The 18920-nt window shown below is 72.0% G+C and carries 16 protein-coding genes and 1 pseudogene; 9 read left to right on the top strand and 8 right to left on the bottom strand.

Features of this window, described 5'->3' with window-relative positions:
* The first annotated feature begins 41 nt into the window (after positions 1–41).
* The 3 genes from AC4BGB_RS08310 to AC4BGB_RS08300 all read left to right on the top strand — a co-directional run bounded on the left by AC4BGB_RS08310 (position 42) and on the right by AC4BGB_RS08300 (position 4209).
* Complete coding sequence (locus AC4BGB_RS08310) at positions 42–815, top strand: ABC transporter ATP-binding protein (protein ID WP_490546309.1); 774 nt, start codon at positions 42–44, stop codon at positions 813–815.
* Positions 815–3355 carry an ABC transporter permease gene (locus AC4BGB_RS08305; protein ID WP_490546308.1) on the top strand — a complete coding sequence of 847 codons (2541 nt, stop codon included), beginning with the start codon at positions 815–817 and terminating at the stop codon, positions 3353–3355. The genes AC4BGB_RS08310 and AC4BGB_RS08305 overlap by 1 nt, the downstream gene beginning before the upstream one ends.
* Positions 3356–3471: 116 nt before the next feature.
* Positions 3472–4209: a GntR family transcriptional regulator gene (locus AC4BGB_RS08300; protein ID WP_490546307.1), complete on the top strand. Its 738-nt coding sequence runs from the start codon at positions 3472–3474 to the stop codon at positions 4207–4209.
* Positions 4210–4218: 9 nt separating this feature from the next.
* On the opposite strand, the gene AC4BGB_RS08295 is transcribed toward AC4BGB_RS08300, so the two are convergent.
* Both AC4BGB_RS08295 and AC4BGB_RS08290 read right to left on the bottom strand, forming a co-directional pair.
* Positions 4219–4860, bottom strand: coding sequence for a maleylpyruvate isomerase family mycothiol-dependent enzyme (locus tag AC4BGB_RS08295; protein WP_490546306.1), 642 nt, complete (start codon positions 4858–4860; stop codon positions 4219–4221).
* Positions 4861–4879: 19 nt separating this feature from the next.
* On the bottom strand, positions 4880–5233 hold the full coding sequence (locus AC4BGB_RS08290; RefSeq protein WP_490546305.1) for a DUF8819 family protein: 354 nt from the start codon (positions 5231–5233) through the stop codon (positions 4880–4882).
* Here AC4BGB_RS08290 and AC4BGB_RS08285 point away from each other — a divergent pair.
* Positions 5226–5981 carry a copper homeostasis protein CutC gene (locus AC4BGB_RS08285; protein WP_490546304.1) on the top strand — a complete coding sequence of 252 codons (756 nt, stop codon included), beginning with the start codon at positions 5226–5228 and terminating at the stop codon, positions 5979–5981. The genes AC4BGB_RS08290 and AC4BGB_RS08285 overlap by 8 nt on opposite strands.
* 97 nt (positions 5982–6078) lie before the next feature.
* Positions 6079–7704, top strand: coding sequence for an alpha/beta hydrolase (locus tag AC4BGB_RS08280; RefSeq protein WP_490546303.1), 1626 nt, complete (start codon positions 6079–6081; stop codon positions 7702–7704).
* A gap of 10 nt (positions 7705–7714) precedes the next feature.
* Here AC4BGB_RS08280 and serA read toward each other — a convergent pair whose 3' ends face one another.
* The 5 genes from serA to AC4BGB_RS08255 form a co-directional block, all read right to left on the bottom strand.
* The gene (gene serA, locus AC4BGB_RS08275; RefSeq protein ID WP_490546302.1) at positions 7715–8923 is read right to left on the bottom strand and encodes a phosphoglycerate dehydrogenase; all 1209 of its coding nucleotides are present in this window, start codon (positions 8921–8923) and stop codon (positions 7715–7717) included.
* A gap of 26 nt (positions 8924–8949) precedes the next feature.
* Positions 8950–10599, bottom strand: coding sequence for a DNA repair helicase XPB (locus tag AC4BGB_RS08270; RefSeq protein ID WP_490546301.1), 1650 nt, complete (start codon positions 10597–10599; stop codon positions 8950–8952).
* Positions 10600–10698: 99 nt separating this feature from the next.
* On the bottom strand, positions 10699–11205 hold the full coding sequence (locus tag AC4BGB_RS08265) for a TY-Chap domain-containing protein (protein ID WP_490546300.1): 507 nt from the start codon (positions 11203–11205) through the stop codon (positions 10699–10701).
* Positions 11206–11305: 100 nt separating this feature from the next.
* Complete coding sequence (locus tag AC4BGB_RS08260) at positions 11306–12274, bottom strand: lytic transglycosylase domain-containing protein (protein ID WP_490546299.1); 969 nt, start codon at positions 12272–12274, stop codon at positions 11306–11308.
* A 55-nt stretch (positions 12275–12329) separates the two neighbouring features.
* On the bottom strand, positions 12330–14501 hold the full coding sequence (locus AC4BGB_RS08255) for a helicase-associated domain-containing protein (protein WP_490546298.1): 2172 nt from the start codon (positions 14499–14501) through the stop codon (positions 12330–12332).
* A 124-nt stretch (positions 14502–14625) separates the two neighbouring features.
* On the opposite strand from AC4BGB_RS08255, the gene AC4BGB_RS08250 reads away from it, so the two are divergent.
* Both AC4BGB_RS08250 and AC4BGB_RS08245 read left to right on the top strand, forming a co-directional pair.
* Entirely contained in the window at positions 14626–15384 is a 759-nt protein-coding gene (locus AC4BGB_RS08250; protein WP_490546297.1) for a 3-hydroxybutyrate dehydrogenase, read from the top strand.
* 34 nt (positions 15385–15418) lie between these two features.
* On the top strand, positions 15419–16786 hold the full coding sequence (locus AC4BGB_RS08245) for an MFS transporter (RefSeq protein ID WP_490546296.1): 1368 nt from the start codon (positions 15419–15421) through the stop codon (positions 16784–16786).
* Positions 16787–16790: 4 nt separating this feature from the next.
* Here AC4BGB_RS08245 and AC4BGB_RS08240 read toward each other — a convergent pair whose 3' ends face one another.
* A complete protein-coding gene (locus tag AC4BGB_RS08240; RefSeq protein WP_490546295.1) occupies positions 16791–17369 on the bottom strand; it encodes a YdeI/OmpD-associated family protein in 579 nt (192 codons plus the stop codon).
* 60 nt (positions 17370–17429) lie between these two features.
* Here AC4BGB_RS08240 and AC4BGB_RS08235 point away from each other — a divergent pair, with 60 nt between their 5' ends.
* Entirely contained in the window at positions 17430–18095 is a 666-nt protein-coding gene (locus AC4BGB_RS08235; RefSeq protein WP_490546294.1) for a histone deacetylase, read from the top strand.
* A 62-nt stretch (positions 18096–18157) separates the two neighbouring features.
* Positions 18158–18877 (top strand): annotated as a pseudogene (locus AC4BGB_RS08230) (SDR family NAD(P)-dependent oxidoreductase).
* Positions 18878–18920: the final 43 nt, after the last annotated feature.

Below are 18920 nucleotides of genomic sequence, written 5' to 3'. Positions count from 1 at the left end.
GTGGAGTGCGCGATCACCGGGCGGCTGGGAGGGTTGTCCTCATGACGACGGTGGAGAACGTGCCGGCCCCTGTTCCCGACGGCACCGAGGTGGCGGCACGGGTGGTGGACCTGACCAAGGTCTACGGCAGCGGGATGGCCGAGGTGCGGGCGCTGGACGGGGTCACCCTGGACATCGGTGCGGGGGAGTTCACCGCCGTGATGGGGCCTTCGGGCTCGGGCAAGTCGACGCTGATGCACTGCTGCGCGGCCCTGGACACGCCCACCTCGGGGCAGGTCCTGGTCGGGGACACCGAGATCGGCAGCCTCGACGACAAGCGGTTGACCCGGCTTCGCCGGGACCGGATCGGGTTCGTGTTCCAGTCGTTCAACCTCGTCCCCACCCTGACCGCGGAGGAGAACATCCTGCTCCCGCTGTCGATCGCGGGCCGCAAGCCGGACGCCGAGTGGTACGACACCGTGATCGACACGGTCTCGCTCCGCGACCGGCTCGACCACCGGCCCAACCAGCTCTCCGGCGGCCAGCAGCAGCGGGTCGCCGTGGCGCGGGCGCTGGTGAGCCGCCCCGCGATCGTCTTCGCCGACGAGCCCACCGGCAACCTCGACTCCCGCTCGGGGGCCGAGGTGTTGACCCTGCTGCGGCGCTCGGTCACCGAGTTCGGCCAGACGATCGTGATGGTCACCCACGACCCGGTGGCAGCCGGGTACACGGACCGGGTGGTGTTCCTGGCCGACGGCCGCCTGGCCGGGGAGCTGCGCGAGCCCACTCGCGAGGCGGTGCTGGAGCAGATGGCCGCGCGCGAAGCGGGTCGTTGATGCTGCGCGCTGCCTGGAAGAGCCTGCTCGGCCGCAAGCTGCGGCTGATCATGAGCACCTTCGCGATCGTGCTGGGAGTGGCGTTCGTCGGAGGGACGCTGATCTTCACCGACACGCTGAACAAGAGCTTCACCGCCATCTTCGACAGCACCGTCGGCGACGTGGTGGTGCGCCCGGTGGGGACCGACGCCAACAGCTCCGCGCAGACCACGCTGACCATCCCCGGCGACCTGGTCGCCAAGCTGGCCAAGGTGCCCGGGGCCGCCCGGGCGGACGGCAACGTGACCGGCGTCGGGGTGTTCGTGATCGGCGAGAACAACCGGGTGGTCGGCGGCCAGGGAGCGCCCGGCCTGGCCATCAACTCCAGCTCGGCGCCGGCGGCGAACGGGGTGGAGGGCCTCCAGGTCACCGAGGGGCGCGAGCCGCGCGGGAAGGACGAGGTGGCGATCGATGCCGCGACCGTACGACGGGCCAACTTCGACCTGGGCGAGAAGGTCCGGCTGATCAGCTCGGGCGACCGGGCGCTGCTCCAGCCCCGGCTGGTCGGCATCGCCGACTTCCCGGAGGGCGGCTCGCTCAACGGGGCCACCGTGAGCATGTTCGACACCAGGACCGCCCAGGACCTGTTCCTCGGCGGCAAGGACGTCTACAGCGACGCCTGGGTGACCGCGAAGCCGGGCGTCTCCCAGGAGGAGCTGCGCGACGAGGTCGCGAAGGTGCTCCCCAAGGGGGTCCAGGCGGTCACGGGCGACAAGGCCGCGGACCAGTCGGCCAGCGACCTGCTCCAGGCGATCTCCTTCATCACGATCTTCCTGCTCGTCTTCGCCGGGATCGCGCTGGTGGTCGGGTCGTTCCTGATCGTGAACACCTTCTCGATGCTGGTGGCCCAGCGCAGCCGCGAGCTGGCCCTGTTCCGCGCCCTGGGGGCCTCGCGCAGGCAGGTCACCCGGTCGGTGCTCTTCGAGGCGTTCGTCGTGGGACTGGTGGGCAGCAGCCTCGGCCTCGGCCTCGGGGTGCTCCTCGCGATCGGCATCCGCGCGCTGTTCGCCAGCTTCGGGCTGGACCTGGCCGGCACCAGCCTCGTCATCGGCTGGCGCACCCCGCTGGCGGCGTACGGCGTGGGTCTGCTCGTGACCATGGTCGCGGCGTACCTCCCGGCCAGGCGGTCCAGCAGGATCCCGCCGGTGGCGGCCCTGCGCGACGACGTGGCGATGCCGGAGTCCTCCCTGCGCCGCCGGCTGCTGGTCGGGACGCTGATGATGGTCGTCGGGGTGGGCGCCGGCGCGACCGGCCTGTTCGCCGACGTGCCGAAGCAGGGCTACTGGGTCGGCGCGGGCGCCCTGCTGGCGATGCTCGGGATGGCCGCGGCCAGCCCGGCGACCTCGCGACCGTTGCTCTCGGTGGCTGCGGGTGCCTATCGCCGGGTCTTCGGCAGCATCGGCACCCTGGCCGGGCAGAACTCCCTGCGCAACCCGCGGCGTACGGCGGCCACCGCCTCCGCGCTGATGATCGGCCTGACCCTGGTCACCACCATGTCGATCGCCGGGTCCTCGGCCAAGGCGAGCATCGACCGCACCATCGAGCGCACCTTCCAGGGCGACATCGTGATCAGCAACGCCATCGGGCAGGGCTTCTCGCCCGAGATCGCCAAGCTGGCGGCGAAGGAGCCCGGGGTCGCGTCGGTGACCCAGGTCCGCCAGGCAGCGGCCAAGCGGCAGGGCGGCGACCGCACCTACCTCAGCGCGGCCGACCCCCGCACGGTGGGCCAGGTGCTGCGCCTGGACCTCAGCGCCGGGTCCCTCGACGACCTCACCGGGAACACCCTGCTGGTGAGCGAGAACGTGGCCAAGGACGAGGGCTACAAGGTCGGGGACGAGATCACGTTCCGGTTCCCCAAGGGGCCCACCAAGCTGCGCGTGGTCGGCATCCACGACGCCGACTTCGCCAACTACCTCACCACCCTCGAGGCGCTGCAGGGCGGAGGGTTCAAGCCCGAGGACTCCAGCCTCCTGCTCAAGCTCGACCCGGGAGTCAGCTCGGCGAAGGTGAAGCAGGCGCTGGAGAAGGACACCGAGGACCTGCCGATCATCACGGTCAAGGACCAGCGGGAGTACGCGGCAGAGCAGCGGGCCCCGATCGACCGGCTGGTGCTGATGATCTACGCCCTGCTGGGGCTCGCCCTGGTGATCGCGGTCCTGGGTGTGGTCAACACGCTGGGGCTCTCGGTGATCGAGCGGACCCGGGAGATCGGGCTGCTCCGGGCGATCGGGGTCGACCGCCGCCAGATGCGCCGGATGGTCAGTCTGGAGTCGGTGGCGATCGCCGTGCTGGGCTCGCTGATGGGGATCGGGATGGGGCTGGTCTTCGGCGTCGCCCTGGTGGCCTCCCTGCGCGACGAGGGACTTGAGGTCACCAAGGTCCCGTGGCTCAGTCTGGGCATCTACCTGCTGGCGTCGGTGCTGATCGGGCTGCTCGCGGCCCGGTTGCCGGCCCGCCGCGCAGGCCGGCTCGACGTGCTGCAGGCCATCGGCACCGACTGAGCGGGGGCCTCAGACCCCTGTCCAGGAGGGGCACAGTGTGAAATCTTGTGAACTTCGGCCCCCAGGTGCCCCCCGGCCCGCTAGGTTCGGGGTAAGTCTGAAGAAGGAGCTCACGGGTGGACGAGCACTCGCCGCGAGGCGGAGGCAGGCGCGGGCGCAAGCATGTGCTGGTCCGCGAGTACGTCCGTTCGGTCATCGTGAGCGCCGAGCCCGGTACGCCGGCACCCTCCGAGCGTGACCTGGCCGAGCAGTTCGGGGTCGCCCGGATGACGGTGCGGCACGCGATCGACGCGCTGGTGGCCCAGGGGCTGCTCGAGCGGGTCGCCGGCCGCGGCACCTTCGTGACCAAGCCGCTCATCGACATGCAGATGCGGCTCTCGGCCTACACCGAGGAGATGGAGCGGCGCGGCAAGCTGCCGGAGTCCAAGACGCTGCTCGCCCGTCGGGAGAGCGCCGGACCGGGCGTGGCCCGCGCCCTGGAGGTCGAGGAGGGCGCCGCGATCGCCCACTGGCAGCGCCTGCGGCTGGCCGACGGGGTGCCGATGGCGATCCAGCACGTCTACCTCTCCCTCGACCTGTTCCCGAACTTCCTCGACGAGGCCCTGCCCGCCAGCCTGTACTTCTGGCTGGCGATGCGCGACCTGATGCCCACCTGGGGCGAGGACTCGGTGCTGGCCGGGATCGCGACCGACGAGGAGGCCGAGCTGCTCGAGCTCGAGCCCGGCTCGCCCGTCCTGCACATCTCCCGGCGTGCGTTCTGCCGGGAGAACGTCGTGGAGGTCACCCGCAGCGTCTACCGCGCCGACCGCTACACCCTGTGGGTGCCGGTGCTGCGCCCAGAGCACCTGCGCTAGTCGAACGGCTCAGCCGAGCCGGTCGAGCAGGACGCTCACCCCTGGACCTTCCAGCGCGTCCGCGTACGCGCGCCGTCCGGCCATCGTCATCACCAGCGCCAGGGTCGGCCCGGCCACCTCGGGACCGTCGCCCGTGACGAAGGCGCTGTCGGTCGCGCGCAGGCGCAGCCCGATCGTCAGCGTCCGGCTCGGCACCGTGAAGTCGCGCCGGGAGTAGAACTCCGCGACCGCCAGCAGCGCGGCCGGATCCGGTTCGGTGCCGATCCCCAGCGGTTGCCTGATGTCCTGGCTGTGCACGATCACCTCGCCGAGGTAGGCGGCCGTGTCCCCGGTCGGCGCCGTGACAGAGTCGGCGACGGCCTCGAAGCGGCGCAGCGTCTCCGCCGGGGTATGGCCGAGGTGCTCGCGCAGGCGCCGGTCGTTGTGTACCGCGGGACGGAAGCCCGCTCCGGCGATGCTCGCCAGCCAGCGCAGCCGCCCGACGCTGGCCGCCGCGCTGAGATGGGCCACGACCTGCTCCACCCTCCACTGGGCGCACAGCGACGGCTGCCGCCACTGGGCCTCGGAGAGTGCGGACAAGTCCGCGGCCAGGGCACGGCGTGCTGCGTGGGTCGCCGGCCAGAGGTCGGAGTCGGGGGTCTCGCGGGTCATGCGCGGCAGGGTAGCGCCGTCAGAGCCTCCCGACGGGCGCCACCACGACGCCGGCCTGCTCGCACGCCCAGACGGGGTCGGGGCCGCCCAGGTCCGGCTGGACGTAGAGGGCGTGCGGGTCCCCGTCGTCGCAGACCTGGCACAGCGGCCACCGGCCCCTGGTCTCCAGGAGGGCGTCCTGCACGTCCTGGGCCACCAGGCCGACCACGTAGTCGCGACCCTCCGCCCACTGCTCGAGCCACCAGGAGCGGTCCACCACGGCGGCCTCGAGCGCCGAGACGGCCTCGGGGCCGGCAACCCCTGTGACCTCGAGGTCGTGCAACACCAGGGCACGCGCCGTCATCAGGACTTCATGGGATGTCACGATGAACATTGTGAACCCCGACCAAGTGGCCGGCCCCACCGATGGTGCCCAGCTCGATGTCGTCGTACTGCATCCGCGCGACGCCCACGCAGCCGCCGCAGGCGGCGCCGACCGGCTCCTGCTCAGCGCCGATCCCGAGGACGGGCACTGGTCCCCGGAGCCGGCGCTGGTCTCGGCGGTCGTCAAGGAGACCGACCTCCCGGTGTGGGTGGTGCTCCGCGACCGGCGCGAGCCGGTGCCCGTGCCCGGTGGGCGACTGGTGACCCTGGGCACCACCTTCGTCGAGCTCGGCGCCCGGGGCGTCGCCTACGGCTACCTGGATCGCAACCTGGAGGTCGACCGGCCGACCTGCGCCCTGCTGTGCGCTGAGCTGGGCGGTGTCCCCTGGATGTTCCACGGGTTCGACGAGGTCCTCGACCCCGACCGCGCCTGGCGCGACGTGATCGGGCTGCCGGGGCTGGAGTCGGTGATCTCCGCCGGCTCCACACGCGGGCTCGCCTACGGAGCCGACGAGCTGATCGCCAGGGCGAGCAGGGACCCACGGGTGGCCGAGCTGCTCACCGTCGGAGGTGCCCTCACCCCGGAGGTCGTGCCCTGGCTGGTGCGCGCCGGCGTACGCCGCTTCGCGATCGGGTCCTCGGCCCGGGCCGGCGGCTCGTGGACCCGCGGGATCGTCGACGCCGACCGGGTCCGCTCGTGGCGGATGCTTCTGGACGACGCCCTCTACCGGGCCCTGGGGATCCCGACCGACGACTGAGGGGGTGGACAGGGGCCCGGGCGGGCGGGATGCTGCACTGGCGAGCTGGTGGGTCTCCACCGGACGGACCCTCGGTCCTCGGGAAGGAACCACCACGGTGCTGCGCTGGTCGGTGATCGTCACTGCGGTGGCGCTGGGCGTCACGCTGGTGAGCATCCCGGCCGGCTCCCAGGCCCAGCCCCCGGCCGCGACAATAGTCACGGCAGCGGCCCCCGCACCGACGCTGGCATGGCGGCCGTGCGCCGACCCCGAGCTGTCCTACTACGAGCTGCAGTGCGCCAGCCTCGCGGTCCCGCTCGACCACGCCCGGCCCACGGGGCCGAGGATCAGGCTCGCCCTGACCCGCAAGGTGCACACCTCCCGCACCTACAACGGCGTGCTGCTCACCAACCCCGGCGGACCCGGCGGGTCCGACCTGACGCTGCCGGCGCTGAGCGACTTCGTTCCCGGCGGGGTCGGTTCGACCTACGACTGGATCGGGTTCGACCCCCGCGGAGTGGGGGCCAGCAGCCCGGCGCTGCGCTGCTCGCGGAACCAGTTCGGCTACGACCGCCCCAACTACGTGCCGAAGAAGCGCTGGATCACCCGCTACTGGCTGCGCAAGTCGAACGGCTACGCGGCCGCGTGCGCCAACACCGCAGCCAAGCGCGCCCTGCTGCCGCACCTGACGACGCTGGACACGGTCAAGGACATGGACGCGATCCGCCAGGCCCTCGGTGCGGAGAAGATCAGCTACTACGGCTTCTCCTACGGGACCTACCTCGGGCAGGTCTACGCGACCCGCTACCCGAGCCGGGTCGGACGCTTCGTCCTCGACGGCGTGGTGAACCCCGCCCGCACCTGGTACGCCGCGAACCTCGACCAGGACCGTGCGTTCGAGGCCAACATGGACGTCTACTGGCGCTACCTCGCGTCGCGTCCCCGGCTCTTCCACCTCGGCAAGCGCTGGCGCGCGATCAAGCGCGGCTACTACAAGACGCTGCGGCGCCTGGACCGCAAGCCCGCTGCCGGCAGGCGACTGGGGCCCGCGGAGCTGGCCGACACGATGCTGACGGCCGGCTACTACGTCCAGGACTGGGAGGGCCTCGGGCTCGACTACTCGGCGCTGGTCCGCCGGCGCAAGGGCGAGGGGATCCTGGCCCGCTACCGGGTCGCCCAGATGGGCGACGACAACGGGTACGCCGTCTACAACGCGACCGAGTGCACCGACGCCCCCTGGCCGACGGCGGCGCGCACGTTCTCCGACGCACGGGTGCTGCACCGCCGAGCGCCGTTCCTGACCTGGAGCAACACCTGGTACAACGCGCCCTGCCTGACCTGGCGGGCTCCCCAGCGGTCCCGCCCGCCCGTCTCCGGCAAGGCTGTGCGGGCGAAGATCCTGCTCATCAGCGAGACCCGGGACGCGGCCACGCCGTACTCCGGTGCCCTCGCGGTACGCCGGCTGTTCCCCTCGGCGTCACTGGTCGCAGGCGTGGGTGGAACCACGCACGCGAGCTCGCTGTCCGGGGTGACGTGCGTGGACAACGCGGTGGCGAGCTACCTGCGCACCGGGGTGACCCCGACCAGGCTGCCCGGCACGCGGTCGGACCGGGCCTGCCCACGGCTGCCGCCCCCCTCGGAGGCGTTCACCACCTGGCGCCCGGGGGCAGCACGACCCGCCGACCGGCTGCCCGCGTCGCTGCGGGCCGACTTGGTGGCCGCGCAGCGCCACTCACTGCGCTGAGCGGCACCGATCAGGCCGAGTAGGTCCGCAGCCAGATCGTGTGGTCGGCCGTCCGCAGTCCCTCGAGGGCGTCGGCCGCCAGCTGGGTGGTCACGTCGGTGACGACGTACCCCTGCTCTCCCCGGGTGGAGAGGTACTGCGCGGTCACGTTGGCGTCCTGGTCGGCAAGGACCTGGTTGACCGAGGCGAGCACACCCGGGACGTTGTGGTGCAGCAGCGCGATCCTGGAACCGCTCTCCAGCGCCGGGGCGGCCACCTCGGGGAGGTTCACCGACAGCTCGGTGCTCCCGGCGGTGAGGAACCGGGTGAGCTTGCCCGAGACGAAGTAGCCGATCTCCTCCTGCGCCTCCTGGGTGGACCCGCCGACGTGGGGGGTGAGGATCACGTTGGGCAGGCCGCGCAGCACCGACTCGAACGGCTCTCCCTGGGCCTTGGGCTCGATCGGGAAGACGTCGAGGGCGGCGCCGGCGATGTGTCCGGACAGTATGTGCTCGCGCAGGGCGACGTCGTCCACGACCATCCCGCGGGCGGCGTTGATGAACAGCGACCGCGGCTTCATCCGGGCGAACTGGGCGGCGCCGAAGAAGCCGGCGTTGCCCGGGCGGCCGTCCACGTGGAGGCTGACCACGTCGGCCTGCTCGAGCAGCTCCTCGAGCGTGTTCACCCGGCGGGCGTTGCCGTGGGCCAGCCGGTCGGCCTTGTCGAAGAAGATCACCCGGAACCCGAGGGCCTCGGCGAGGTTGGAGAGCTGGGTGCCGATGTTGCCGTAGCCGACGATGCCCAGCGTGCGCCCGCGGACCTCGTGGCTGCCCTCGGCCGACTTGTCCCAGATGCCGTCGTGCATCCGCTGGGTCTTCTCGGTCAGCCGGCGGGCCAGCGCGATGATCTCGCCGATCACCAGCTCGACCACGCTGCGGGTGTTGGAGTAAGGCGCGTTGAACGCCGCGACGCCGCGCTGGGCGGCGGCGGTGAGGTCGATCTGGTTGGTGCCGATGCAGAAGGCGCCCACCGCGAGCAGGTCCGGGGCGCTGGCGAGGACCTTCTCGGTGACCTTGGTGTTCGACCGGATCCCCACCATCGACATGCCCTGGAGCGCCTCGATCAGCTCGTCCTCACCCAACGATCCCGGGCGGGTGTGTACGACGAGCCCGTTGCGCTCGAAGACCTCGGTCGCGGCGGGGTGGATGTTCTCGAGGAGGAGGACCTGGTGCTTGCTCACCCTGCCAGCCTACGAGGGCGGATTTCTCACAGGTCGTCCGCATCCACGATCCGGTAGGCGTAGCCCTGCTCGGCCAGGAACCGCTGCCGGTTCTGGGCGAAGTCGGCGTCCACCGTGTCGCGGCTGACGATCGTGTAGAACCGGGCGGTCCGCTGGTCGGCCTTCGGCCGCAGCAACCGGCCCAGCCGCTGGGCCTCCTCCTGCCGGGAGCCGAAGGAGCCACTGACCTGGATGGCCACCGCAGCCTCGGGCAGGTCGATGGAGAAGTTGGCCACCTTGGAGACCACCAGCAGGTCGATCTCGCCGGAGCGGAACTCGGCGTAGAGCCGCTCGCGCTCCTTCACGCTGGTCTCACCCTTGATCACCGGGGCGTCGAGGTGCTCGGCGAGCTCGTCGAGCTGCTCGAGGTACTGCCCGATCACCAGGGTGGGCTCGCCCTGGTGCTTCTTGACCAGCTGCTCGGCGATCAGCACCTTGGCGTGGGTGCAGCTGGCCAGCCGGTAGCGCTCCTCGGGCTCGGCGGTGGCGTAGGCGATCCGCTCGCCCTCGGGCAGGGTCACCCGCACCTCGACGCAGTCGGCGGGCGCGATCCAGCCCTGGCTCTCGATGTCCTTCCAGGGCGCGTCGTACCGCTTGGGGCCGATCAGGCTGAAGACGTCGCCCTCGCGGCCGTCCTCGCGCACCAGGGTGGCGGTCAGCCCGATCCGCCGGCGCGCCTGGAGGTCGGCGGTCATCCGGAAGATGGGAGCCGGGAGCAGGTGGACCTCGTCGTACACGATCAGGCCCCAGTCCTTGGCGTCGAGGAGCTCGAGGTGGGGGTAGACGCCCTTACGGCGCATCGTGAGCACCTGGTACGTCGCGATGGTGACCGGCTTGATCTCCTTCTTCGCGCCGCTGTACTCCCCGATCTCGTCCTCGGTGAGGCTGGTGCGCTTGACCAGCTCGGCCTTCCACTGCCGCGCGCTGACCGTGTTGGTCACCAGGATCAGGGTGGTGGCCTGCGCCTCGGCCATCGCAGCGGCTCCGACGAGCGTCTTGCCGGCGCCACAGGGGAGTACGACGACCCCGGAGCCGCCGTGCCAGAAGGACTCGGCCGCCTCGCGCTGGTAGGGGCGCAGCGTCCACCCGGACTCGTCGAGCGCGATCGGGTGGGCCTCGCCGTCGACGTACCCGGCGAAGTCCTCGGCCGGCCAGCCGAGCTTGAGCAGCGCCTGCTTGAGGTTGCCGCGCTGGCTCGGGTGGACCGCGACGCTGCCCTCCTGGCCCGGCAGGTTGTCGAGGCGCTCACCGAGCATCCCGGCGATCTTCTTGGAGCGGACGACCTCCTCGAAGACCGCGCGGTCGACGCTGCTCAGGACGAGGCCGTGCACGGGGTCCTTGTCGAGCCGGAGCCTTCCGTAGCGCGCCATCGTCTCGGCCACGTCGACCAGCAGCGCGTGCGGGACGGCGTACCGGCTGAAGGTCAGCAACACGTTGACGACCTGCTCCGCGTCGTGCCCGGCGGCCCGCGCATTCCAGAGGCCGAGCGGCGTGAGCCGGTAGGTGTGGATGTGCTCCGGACTGCGCTCGAGCTCGGCGAACGGGGCGATCGCCTTGCGGCAGGCGTCGGCCTGCTCGTGGTCGATCTCCAGCAGCAGGGTCTTGTCGGACTGGACGATCAGGGGGCCGTCGCTCATAGGAGGCCGAGTCTACGGACCGGTCCTCGCGGCAGCACCATTCGGGCCGCTGGGCGCGGTGTCCTCGGCGGCGGTTCGAGGCGAGCGCAGGCGGGGACCCTAGGCCCAGGGGCGCTCGCCCAGCGGCCGCCGACGCTCCTGCGAGGGGACCATCGGCTGCCGGACGAGTCCGCCGGCGTGCTCCAGGACCAGGGACTCGGGGCGGGCGCCGAGCACGGCCAGGCTGGCGGCGAGTACGTCGGGTAGGGCGCCTGCGGTCTCCACGTCGACGTACTGGCCGAAGTTGGGGGTCACGGTGCCGAACTCGACCAGGCACTCCGCCGGGGTGAGCCAGCCGAGGCCGCGGAGCTGCTCGATCGTGTGCTGGGCCATGGTCCAGGTGCCGCCCATCGAGGTGGCGCCCACGCACTCGGCCGAGAGGACCTCGCCGACCCGGAGCACCTGCACGTAGCGGGTGCTGGCTTCGCGGTGGGGCAGAGGGAACTGGCCGCGGCTGGGTCTGCGCAAGGAGACCGGCTCGCCGAGGATGAGGAACTCCCCGTCGGTGAGGCGCTCCAGCGTGGTGTCGAGGGCACGCGTGACCGACGCCCAGTCTGCATAAGGCATGCGGTCAAACATACGTCGGAGGCAGGGGCGGATGCCCCCCGTGGTCCAGTGCCTGAGCAGCTCCCGTCTCAGGCCATGGTTTGAGCCCGGGCTTCCGAGCTCACGGGTCGGAGGGGCGCGAGTCCGGGTTCTGCGTCAGCCACGTGCGCACGGGGATGCGGCGGGTGGAGGAGAACCCCTCCGGGAGCAGCACGCTGCCCTGGCGAGTGAGGTAGTAGACCTTCCAGTGGTAGTAGCCGTGGAAGGCGCGGGGGCGCTGCTGGATCTGCCTGGCCACGAGGGAAACCCCTCGCACGTAGGCGTTGGAGTTGTTGTAGCGATACAGGGCGCCCGGCCGGCCGCCCGGTTCGTTGAACCCGTGGGCGCGCAGGAAGCGGGCCGCCGCCAGAATCGAGTCGCGCACGGAGTTGATGTCGCCGCGACCGTAGATGTCCCACGTCGTGGGCAGGAACTGCATCGGTCCCTGGGCGCCGGCCACCGAGGTGCCCCGGATCCGGCCCATGCTGGTCTCCACGAGGTTGATCGACGCCAGGTAGGCCCAGTCGACGCCGAACCGCTTCTCCGCGGCGCGGTAGTGGCCGAGGAGCTCGGCGGCTGGGGCTGCCGGGACGATCCGCCAGGCAGGCAGGTCCGTGTGGAGGTCGGCCCGTGCGGTGGGGTGCATCGACCGGAACGCCCGGCGCGAGGCGACGTTGTCGGCGACCACCCGGACCAGCCCGGGTGGCAGGGCGCGGCGGACCTTCGCGTCCCACTGCGGCCGGCTGGCCAGCGTCCGGTAGGCCACCTGCTGCAGGTGGCCGGCCGCCGCGAGCACATGGGGCGGTGTGGACGGCTGGTCGATCGCCCCCTCTGCGGCCACGACGTGTGCGACCAGCTGTCTCGGCGAGGTGGAGACCGGTGGGCGGCCCGACAGAGCCTGCGCCAGCGGTTCCGGCAGCTCGGTCTTCGCGGGTCCGGGTGTAGGGGATCCCTGTTCGGCGCGGTCGGGCTCCCTCTGGTCACCGGTGCCGGAGCAGCCGGTCAGGACGAGGCAGACCAACAGCGAGATCAGGCATCGGGGACGCGACACCCCACCAGCCTCACTGACCAGTCAAGACCCGGCGCAGCGATCCGCGCAGCGGCGCTCAGGACACGGGCTTGGACACCGCGGTGATCCGGTGGATGGCGAAGGTGCGGGACGCGTCGCTGCGCTCGTCGTACGCCGTGAGGCGACCGCCCTCGACGCGCTCGGGGCTGACCACCCGCTCGGCGACGGTGCCGTCGTTGCCGACGTAGCCGATCAGCAGCTGCTCGCGGGACTCGGCGGCCTGGCGCAGCATCGCGATCACGTCGGTCGGGCTGGAGGCGCTGGCCCCGCGGGTCGGCCGGGAGGCGGCGGCCCGGTCCCCGGCGCGCACCGCTGCCACCACGGCCGTGGTGTGCGCGACGGCCCGCACCCGCGGGGGAGCGGTCGGCTTGCGGCGCGGGGACCGTGCGCGGAAGACGTCGGGCCGCGCGACCCGGACGGTGCCGTCGGCGGCCTCCACGACCGGCGCCAGCCCGAGCTCGCGGATCCGGGGGAGCAGGGTGCCCAGGGGTACGTCGGAGATCACCACCGTCGGCGCGATCCGGCGCAGGCGCAGCGACTCGGCGCCGGCCGCGTGCAGCAGCTCGGTCAGCGCGGTCTCGTCGTCACTGCGCAGGAACGACTCCGCATGTCCCGCCCGCAAGGTGCCGAAGCGGCGGGAGACGTCGTCGATGAGGTAGGTCAGCGACTGCGGGACCGGCGTGCGCGAGGTCTCGGCGACGAACTCGTGCACCTCGGCGGCCGACCAGCCTGCGTCGAAGGCCCGCCGGACCGACGACGCGGCGAACCGGTAGACCGTCGCCCCGCCGCGCGACTCCACGTCGGCGACCAGCGCCAGCTTCCGCGCGAGCTCCTGCTCCAGCGGTCCCGGGGCGATCGCCGTGAGGTCGGCCTGGAGCAGCACCTGGTCCACGGGGGCCGGGAGCAGGTCGTCGAGCACCTTGGTGGGGTCGTTGCCCGCGACCAGCTCGCGACCGAAGGTGGAGTAGCCGTCCAGCCCGGTGATCCCGAGCAGCGCCGCCTCCTCGAGGGTGGGCGTGACCTGGTTGAGCCGCATCGCCGGGCGGCGCGGACGGCGCCAGCGCATCCGGTCGATCAGCGAGGGGACACCGGTACCGCTCGCGAGCACCTGGCCCTCGTCCAGGCCGCCGAGCTCCTCGAGCACGTCGGCGCGCAGCCCCACCTGCCAGGTCCGGGCGAGGTCGGGGGAGAGTGCGTTCACCGGCTTGTCGGCCACGCGGCCACCGACCGCGGAGACGAGTCGGGGGTTGGTCATCCAGGCGCGGGCCAGCACCACCCAGCGCTCGGCGCTCGACCCGAGCTGCCAGGCGTCGAACGCCTCGGTGGGCAACCAGGCCGCGTCGTTCTCGCCGCTCATCGAGGGACCCAGGCCCTGGTCCAGCAGCCCCGCGGCCGCCGCCGTCTCGATCACCAGCGCTGCCACGCCGACCTCGATGTGGAGCAGGGTGGCCGCCGCGCGCAGCTCGCGTACGCCGAGACCGCCGGCCTTCAGCGCCGCCGGGGGGTGGGTGCCCCAGCGGTCGAGGAGGAGCTCGACGCGGCGTACCAGCTCGAAGGCGGCGCCGGCGGCAGCCCGGTCGATCATCGACTGGTCGCGCCCGGAGGTGGCCAGCCCGGGTGGCTCGTCCAGCGGCCGGCCGCTCGCGACCCGCAGCGCCAGCCGGACCGACCACGGCACCGTCACGTGGCGCTCGTCGGTGCGGGCGAGCAGGCCGGCGGCGACGAGATCGGCGGTCGGGCCGGCACCGCCGCTCCACCTGCCGTCGACGCCGTTCTCGTCCAGGTGGTCCAGGATCGCCCGGGCCGGTGGTGCGGCGGCCTCGAGCAGGCGGGCCGCCTCCTCGGCAGGCGGGCCGGCCGGGAGCCGGAGCAGGTCGCCGACGACCAGGACCGGCCTGGGCGGCGACCCCCAGACGAGCGCGAGCTGCTCCAGCCGCTCGATCGCCTCGGCTATGGCCGCCGGCCGGGCCGGCAGGCCGGCGGGGTCGTCCTCCTGGACGATCGCCTGGAGCACGGTGAGCTCGAGCGCGTCCAGGCCGTCGAGCGCCCGCAGCACCGAGGCCTTGACCACCACTCGCGCGGCGAGCTGCGCGGAGTCGTGCGGTGCGGGGGTGGCCAGGTCGGGACGGGCCTCCAGCAGCGCGGCCAGCTTCGCGTCCGGCCAGCTGCGGAACTGGTCGGCGAGGGTGCGCGGGGCGGGGGTGGGCATCCGTCCGATCCTACGGTGGCGCCCGGTGCGGGGCGAGAGTTCGCAGACCCCGACGGCGCCGCAAGTGAATCCGGGGTGGCCGAGCGGTAGCGGGAGTGATCTTCGTCACGTAGCGTCCTGATCCATGGACAGCACGCTCGGAGAACACACCGCGCTGGTCACCGGGGCCGCCAGCGGCATCGGCCGCGCCGTCGCCGGCCGCCTCGCCGCTGACGGTGCCCACGTCCTCCTCCTCGATCGGGACGAGGACGGGGTCAAGCAGGTGGCGGCCGACGTCGGCGGAGAGCACCTCGTCGCCGACCTCGCCGACGCCGGCTCGATCGAGGGCCTCGGGCTCGGCGACCGCGGCATCGACATCCTGGTCAACAACGCCGGCATCCAGCACGTCGCGCCGATCGAGGAGTTCGACCCCGAGAGGTTCGCCCAGATCCACCGGGTGATGCTGCACGCGCCGTTCCTGCTGACCCGCGCGCTGCTGCCGGGGATGTACGCCGCCGGCTGGGGCCGGATCGTGCACCTCTCCTCCGTGCACGGCCTCCGTGCCTCGCCGTACAAGTCCGCCTACGTCAGCGCCAAGCACGGGCTCGAGGGGCTGTCCAAGGTGATCGCGCTCGAGGGGGCCGAGAAGGGGGTCACCAGCAACACCGTGTGCCCCGGTTACGTGCGCACGCCGTTGGTCGAGGGCCAGATCGCCGACCAGGCGCGCAGCCACGGCATCGCCGAGGACGAGGTGCTCGACCAGGTCCTGCTCGCGCGTACGCCGGTCAAGCGGCTTGTCGAGCCCGACGAGGTCGCCGCGGTGGTCGCGTTCCTGTGCGGACCCGGCACCGCCTCGATCAACGGGTCCTCCTACCTGCTCGACGGCGGCTGGACAGCCGCCTGACCGAACCACCCGCCGCACCCCCCAGGAGCCGCAGATGTCCACCATGAGCACCCCCCTGAACCCTGAGGAGCAGTCCCGCGGCGAGGAGAACGGCATCGTCAAGGTCGTCTTCGCCAGCCTGGTCGGCACGGCCGTGGAGTGGTACGACTTCTTCCTCTACGGCTCGGCTGCCGCGCTCGTCTTCGGCAAGCTGTTCTTCCCGGACGCAGACCCGGTCAACGCCACCCTGCTGGCGTTCGGCACCTACGCCGTCGGGTTCGTCGCCCGGCCGCTCGGCGGGGTGGTCTTCGGCCACTTCGGTGACCGGGTCGGGCGCAAGAAGATGCTCGTGGTCGCGCTGATGTTGATGGGCGCCGCGACCTTCGCGATCGGGCTGCTGCCGACGTACGCCACCATCGGCATCGGTGCACCGATCCTGCTGCTGGTGTGCCGGTTGCTCCAGGGCTTCGCCGTCGGCGGGGAGTGGGGCGGAGCGGTGCTGATGGCCGCCGAGCACGGCAGCGAGGCACGCCGCGGGTACTGGTCCTCGTGGCCACAGGCGGGCGTCCCGCTGGGCAACCTGCTGGCCACCGGGGTGCTGTTCGTGCTGGCCGCCTTCCAGAGTGACGCCGACTTCGAGGCCTGGGGCTGGCGGATCCCGTTCCTGCTCTCCGCCGTGCTGGTGCTGATCGGGCTGTGGGTCCGGCTCCAGCTCGAGGAGTCGCCGGTCTTCAAGGAGGCCAAGGCCGAGATCGCGGCCAAGAAGGACGAGTCCTCGCACATGCCGATCGTCGAGGTGATCAGGACCTACCCCAAGGAGGTCTTCATCGCGATGGGGATGCGGATGGCGGAGAACATCAGCTACTACATCTTCACGATCGTCTCGATCACCTACGTCACCACCTACCTGGACCAGAAGAACGACGTGATCCTGAGGATGCTGCTGATCGGTGCCGCCCTGCAGTTCTTCCTCGTCCCGGCGATCGGCGCGCTCTCCGACAAGGTCGGTCGGCGGCCGCTCTACTTCACCGGAGCCGTCGGCGTGGGGGTCTGGGGGTTCGTCTTCTTCGGCCTGCTCGACTCCAACAGCCCGGGGCAGATCCTGCTCGCGGTCGTGGTCGGGTTGTTCTTCCACACGCTGATGTATGCGCCGCAGGCGGCGTTCTTCTCCGAGCTCTTCGGTACCTCGGTGCGCTACACCGGTGCCTCGGTCGGCTACCAGCTCGCCTCGATCTTCGCCGGTGCGCTGGCGCCGATCATCGCGGTGCGCTTGCTCGGGTCGGCAGAGGAGAAGGACACGTTCGCGGTCGGGGTCTACGTCGCGGTCGCCGCGCTGATCACGATCGTGGCGGTCCTGTTCGCCAAGGAGACCAAGGCGTCCTCGCTGCGCCACGACCGGGTGGTGCGGGGCGCGCACGACTGAGCGACTACAGCCGGTGGGCGCGCTCGCCCCGCGCCGCCTTCTCGGCCGTCTCGGCGATGCGGGCCTCCCGGGTGGGCGCCCGCTTCGCGGTGACGATCCACTCCAGGAGACCGCGCTTGACCGACCGCGGGAAGCCCTCCCAGGTCTCGTGCGCGCCGGGGTGTGCGGCGAGCGCCGCAGCCAGGTCCTCGGGTACGACGAGGTCCTCCACGGCGTCGAGCAGGGTCCAGGTGCCGTTCGCCCGGGCCGTGTCGATCGCGGCCTGGCCGGCCGGGCCCATCCGGCCCTCGGCGTACAGCCGCTCGATGCGCTGCTTGTTCGGGCGTGACCAGCCGCTGGTGGCCCGACGTGGGCCGAACCACAGCATCGTCCGGTCCTCGTCGAGGCGCTGCCCCTTGCTGTCCACCCACCCGACCGCGAGCGCCTCGGTGACCGCCTGGTCGTAGCTGACGGTGGGGCGCCCGGTGTGCCTGCGCCACGAGACCTGCCACACCCCGGCGTACGATTCGTGGTGGGCATCGAGCCACGCCCGCCACTCCTGCGCCGTCTCCGGGTGCACGCGCTCGGCATCGGGACTGCTCATCGGTCAAGGTTCGGTGACCACACCGTTCGCTTGCAAGGCCGTTCGGTAACGTCGAGGGCGATGCCTGAGGATCCTGCCGCCGAACAGCTGCCCGTCCACGGCGAGGTCTGGTACGTCAGTTACGGGTCCAACATGGCGGCCGGGCGGCTCGCGGCCTACCTCGAGGGCGGCGTCCCGCCGGGCGGCAGCCGCGCCAACCCCGGCGCCCGGAATCGGCGTCTGCCGACCCGGAGCGTGCCGGTGGACCTCCCGGGCACGCTGTACTTCGCCGGCGAGTCGCGGCAGTGGGGCGGCGGTGTCGCCTTCTACGACCACGACACCCAGGACCCCGCTCGGGGAGCGCCCACCGCGGCGCGCGCCTACCTGGTCACCGCCCAGCAGTTCGCGGACATCGCGGCGCAGGAGATGTATCGCCTCCCGCAGGAGGACGACCCGCTGGAGGAGCTGTTGATCGGTGGGATCGACGGTGGTCGGCACAGCGCCGGGCCGGGTCGCTACGAGACCCTCGTCGAGGTGGGCCGGCTCGAGGGCGCCCCGATGCTGCTGTTCACGGCGCCGCACGGCCTCGACCACGTCGAGCGCACCGAGCCGTCGGCGGCGTACGTCGCGATGCTCGCCGAGGGCCTGCGGGAGAGCCGCGACTGGACCGAGCGCGAGGCGTCGGCCTACCTGGAGCGGGTCGGTGTCCCGCGAACGAACCTAGAACACGTTCTAGGTCGCTGGTAGCGTCCGGGCCTACCGACGGCGCAGTGCCCTGACCGTCGGTCCCACGGTCCAGGAGGCATCCGTTGAGCACTGCCGAGCCACGCGTCGTCGTCGTCACCGGAGCCGCCTCGGGGATCGGCCACGCAACTGCCGCGATGTTCGCCGAGATGGGGGAGCGGGTCTACGGGCTCGACCTGCGCGACAGCGTCCCCGAGGGCGTCACCCACGTCGCGTGCGACGTGGGTGACCGTTCGTCGGTGGACGCCGCGATCGCGGCCTGCTCGGGCGAGGGCCGGATCGACGTGCTCGCCAACGTCGCGGGGGTGGTGCAGTTCGGCCGGTTCGAGACGATCACCGACGCCGAGTAGGACCGGGTGCATGACATCGACCTCAAGGGCCCGTTCATGGTGATGCAGGCGGCGCTGCCGCTCGTCCGCGCGTGCACCGGCAACATCGTCAACGTCTCGTCGGTCGCGGGCCGGGTGCCACAGCCCTACACGACGGCGTACGCCGCAGCCAAGGGCGGACTCACCATGCTCACCCGCGCGCTGGCCCTCGAGCTCTCGCCCGAGGGCATCCGGGTCAACGCGATCTGCCCGGGAACCGTCGACACCCCGATCGTGGCCGAGGTGTTCGAGAAGATCACCGACGACCTCGACACCCGGGTCGCGGACCGGCTGATGATGATGCTGTCGGGGACGATCGCGCCGGCGGAGATCGCGGCCGCGATCCGCTACCTGTCCTCACCCGAGGCTCGGATGGTCACCGGCGCCGTGCTCGCCGTCGACGGCGGCATGGGCTGAGTCGATCCTGTCGCTTCCCCGGTCGCCTCGGTAGGTTCCTGGG

The sequence above is a fragment of the Nocardioides sp. Z30_9 genome (assembly GCF_058215735.1).
This window is presented reverse-complemented; position numbering and strand designations above follow the sequence as displayed.

Excerpts from the sequence above, each read along its gene's own strand:
- AC4BGB_RS08295 (WP_490546306.1), bottom strand. The coding sequence starts at position 4,860 with ATGACCCGCGAGACCCCCGACTCCGACCTCTGGCCGGCGACCCACGCA.
- AC4BGB_RS08250 (WP_490546297.1), top strand. The coding sequence starts at position 14,626 with ATGGACAGCACGCTCGGAGAACACACCGCGCTGGTCACCGGGGCCGCC.
- AC4BGB_RS08255 (WP_490546298.1), bottom strand. The coding sequence starts at position 14,501 with ATGCCCACCCCCGCCCCGCGCACCCTCGCCGACCAGTTCCGCAGCTGG.
- AC4BGB_RS08305 (WP_490546308.1), top strand. The coding sequence starts at position 815 with ATGCTGCGCGCTGCCTGGAAGAGCCTGCTCGGCCGCAAGCTGCGGCTG.
- AC4BGB_RS08285 (WP_490546304.1), top strand. The coding sequence starts at position 5,226 with ATGAACATTGTGAACCCCGACCAAGTGGCCGGCCCCACCGATGGTGCC.
- AC4BGB_RS08245 (WP_490546296.1), top strand. The coding sequence starts at position 15,419 with ATGTCCACCATGAGCACCCCCCTGAACCCTGAGGAGCAGTCCCGCGGC.
- AC4BGB_RS08290 (WP_490546305.1), bottom strand. The coding sequence starts at position 5,233 with ATGTTCATCGTGACATCCCATGAAGTCCTGATGACGGCGCGTGCCCTG.
- AC4BGB_RS08270 (WP_490546301.1), bottom strand. The coding sequence starts at position 10,599 with ATGAGCGACGGCCCCCTGATCGTCCAGTCCGACAAGACCCTGCTGCTG.
- AC4BGB_RS08265 (WP_490546300.1), bottom strand. The coding sequence starts at position 11,205 with ATGCCTTATGCAGACTGGGCGTCGGTCACGCGTGCCCTCGACACCACG.
- AC4BGB_RS08240 (WP_490546295.1), bottom strand. The coding sequence starts at position 17,369 with ATGAGCAGTCCCGATGCCGAGCGCGTGCACCCGGAGACGGCGCAGGAG.
- AC4BGB_RS08235 (WP_490546294.1), top strand. The coding sequence starts at position 17,430 with ATGCCTGAGGATCCTGCCGCCGAACAGCTGCCCGTCCACGGCGAGGTC.
- AC4BGB_RS08310 (WP_490546309.1), top strand. The coding sequence starts at position 42 with ATGACGACGGTGGAGAACGTGCCGGCCCCTGTTCCCGACGGCACCGAG.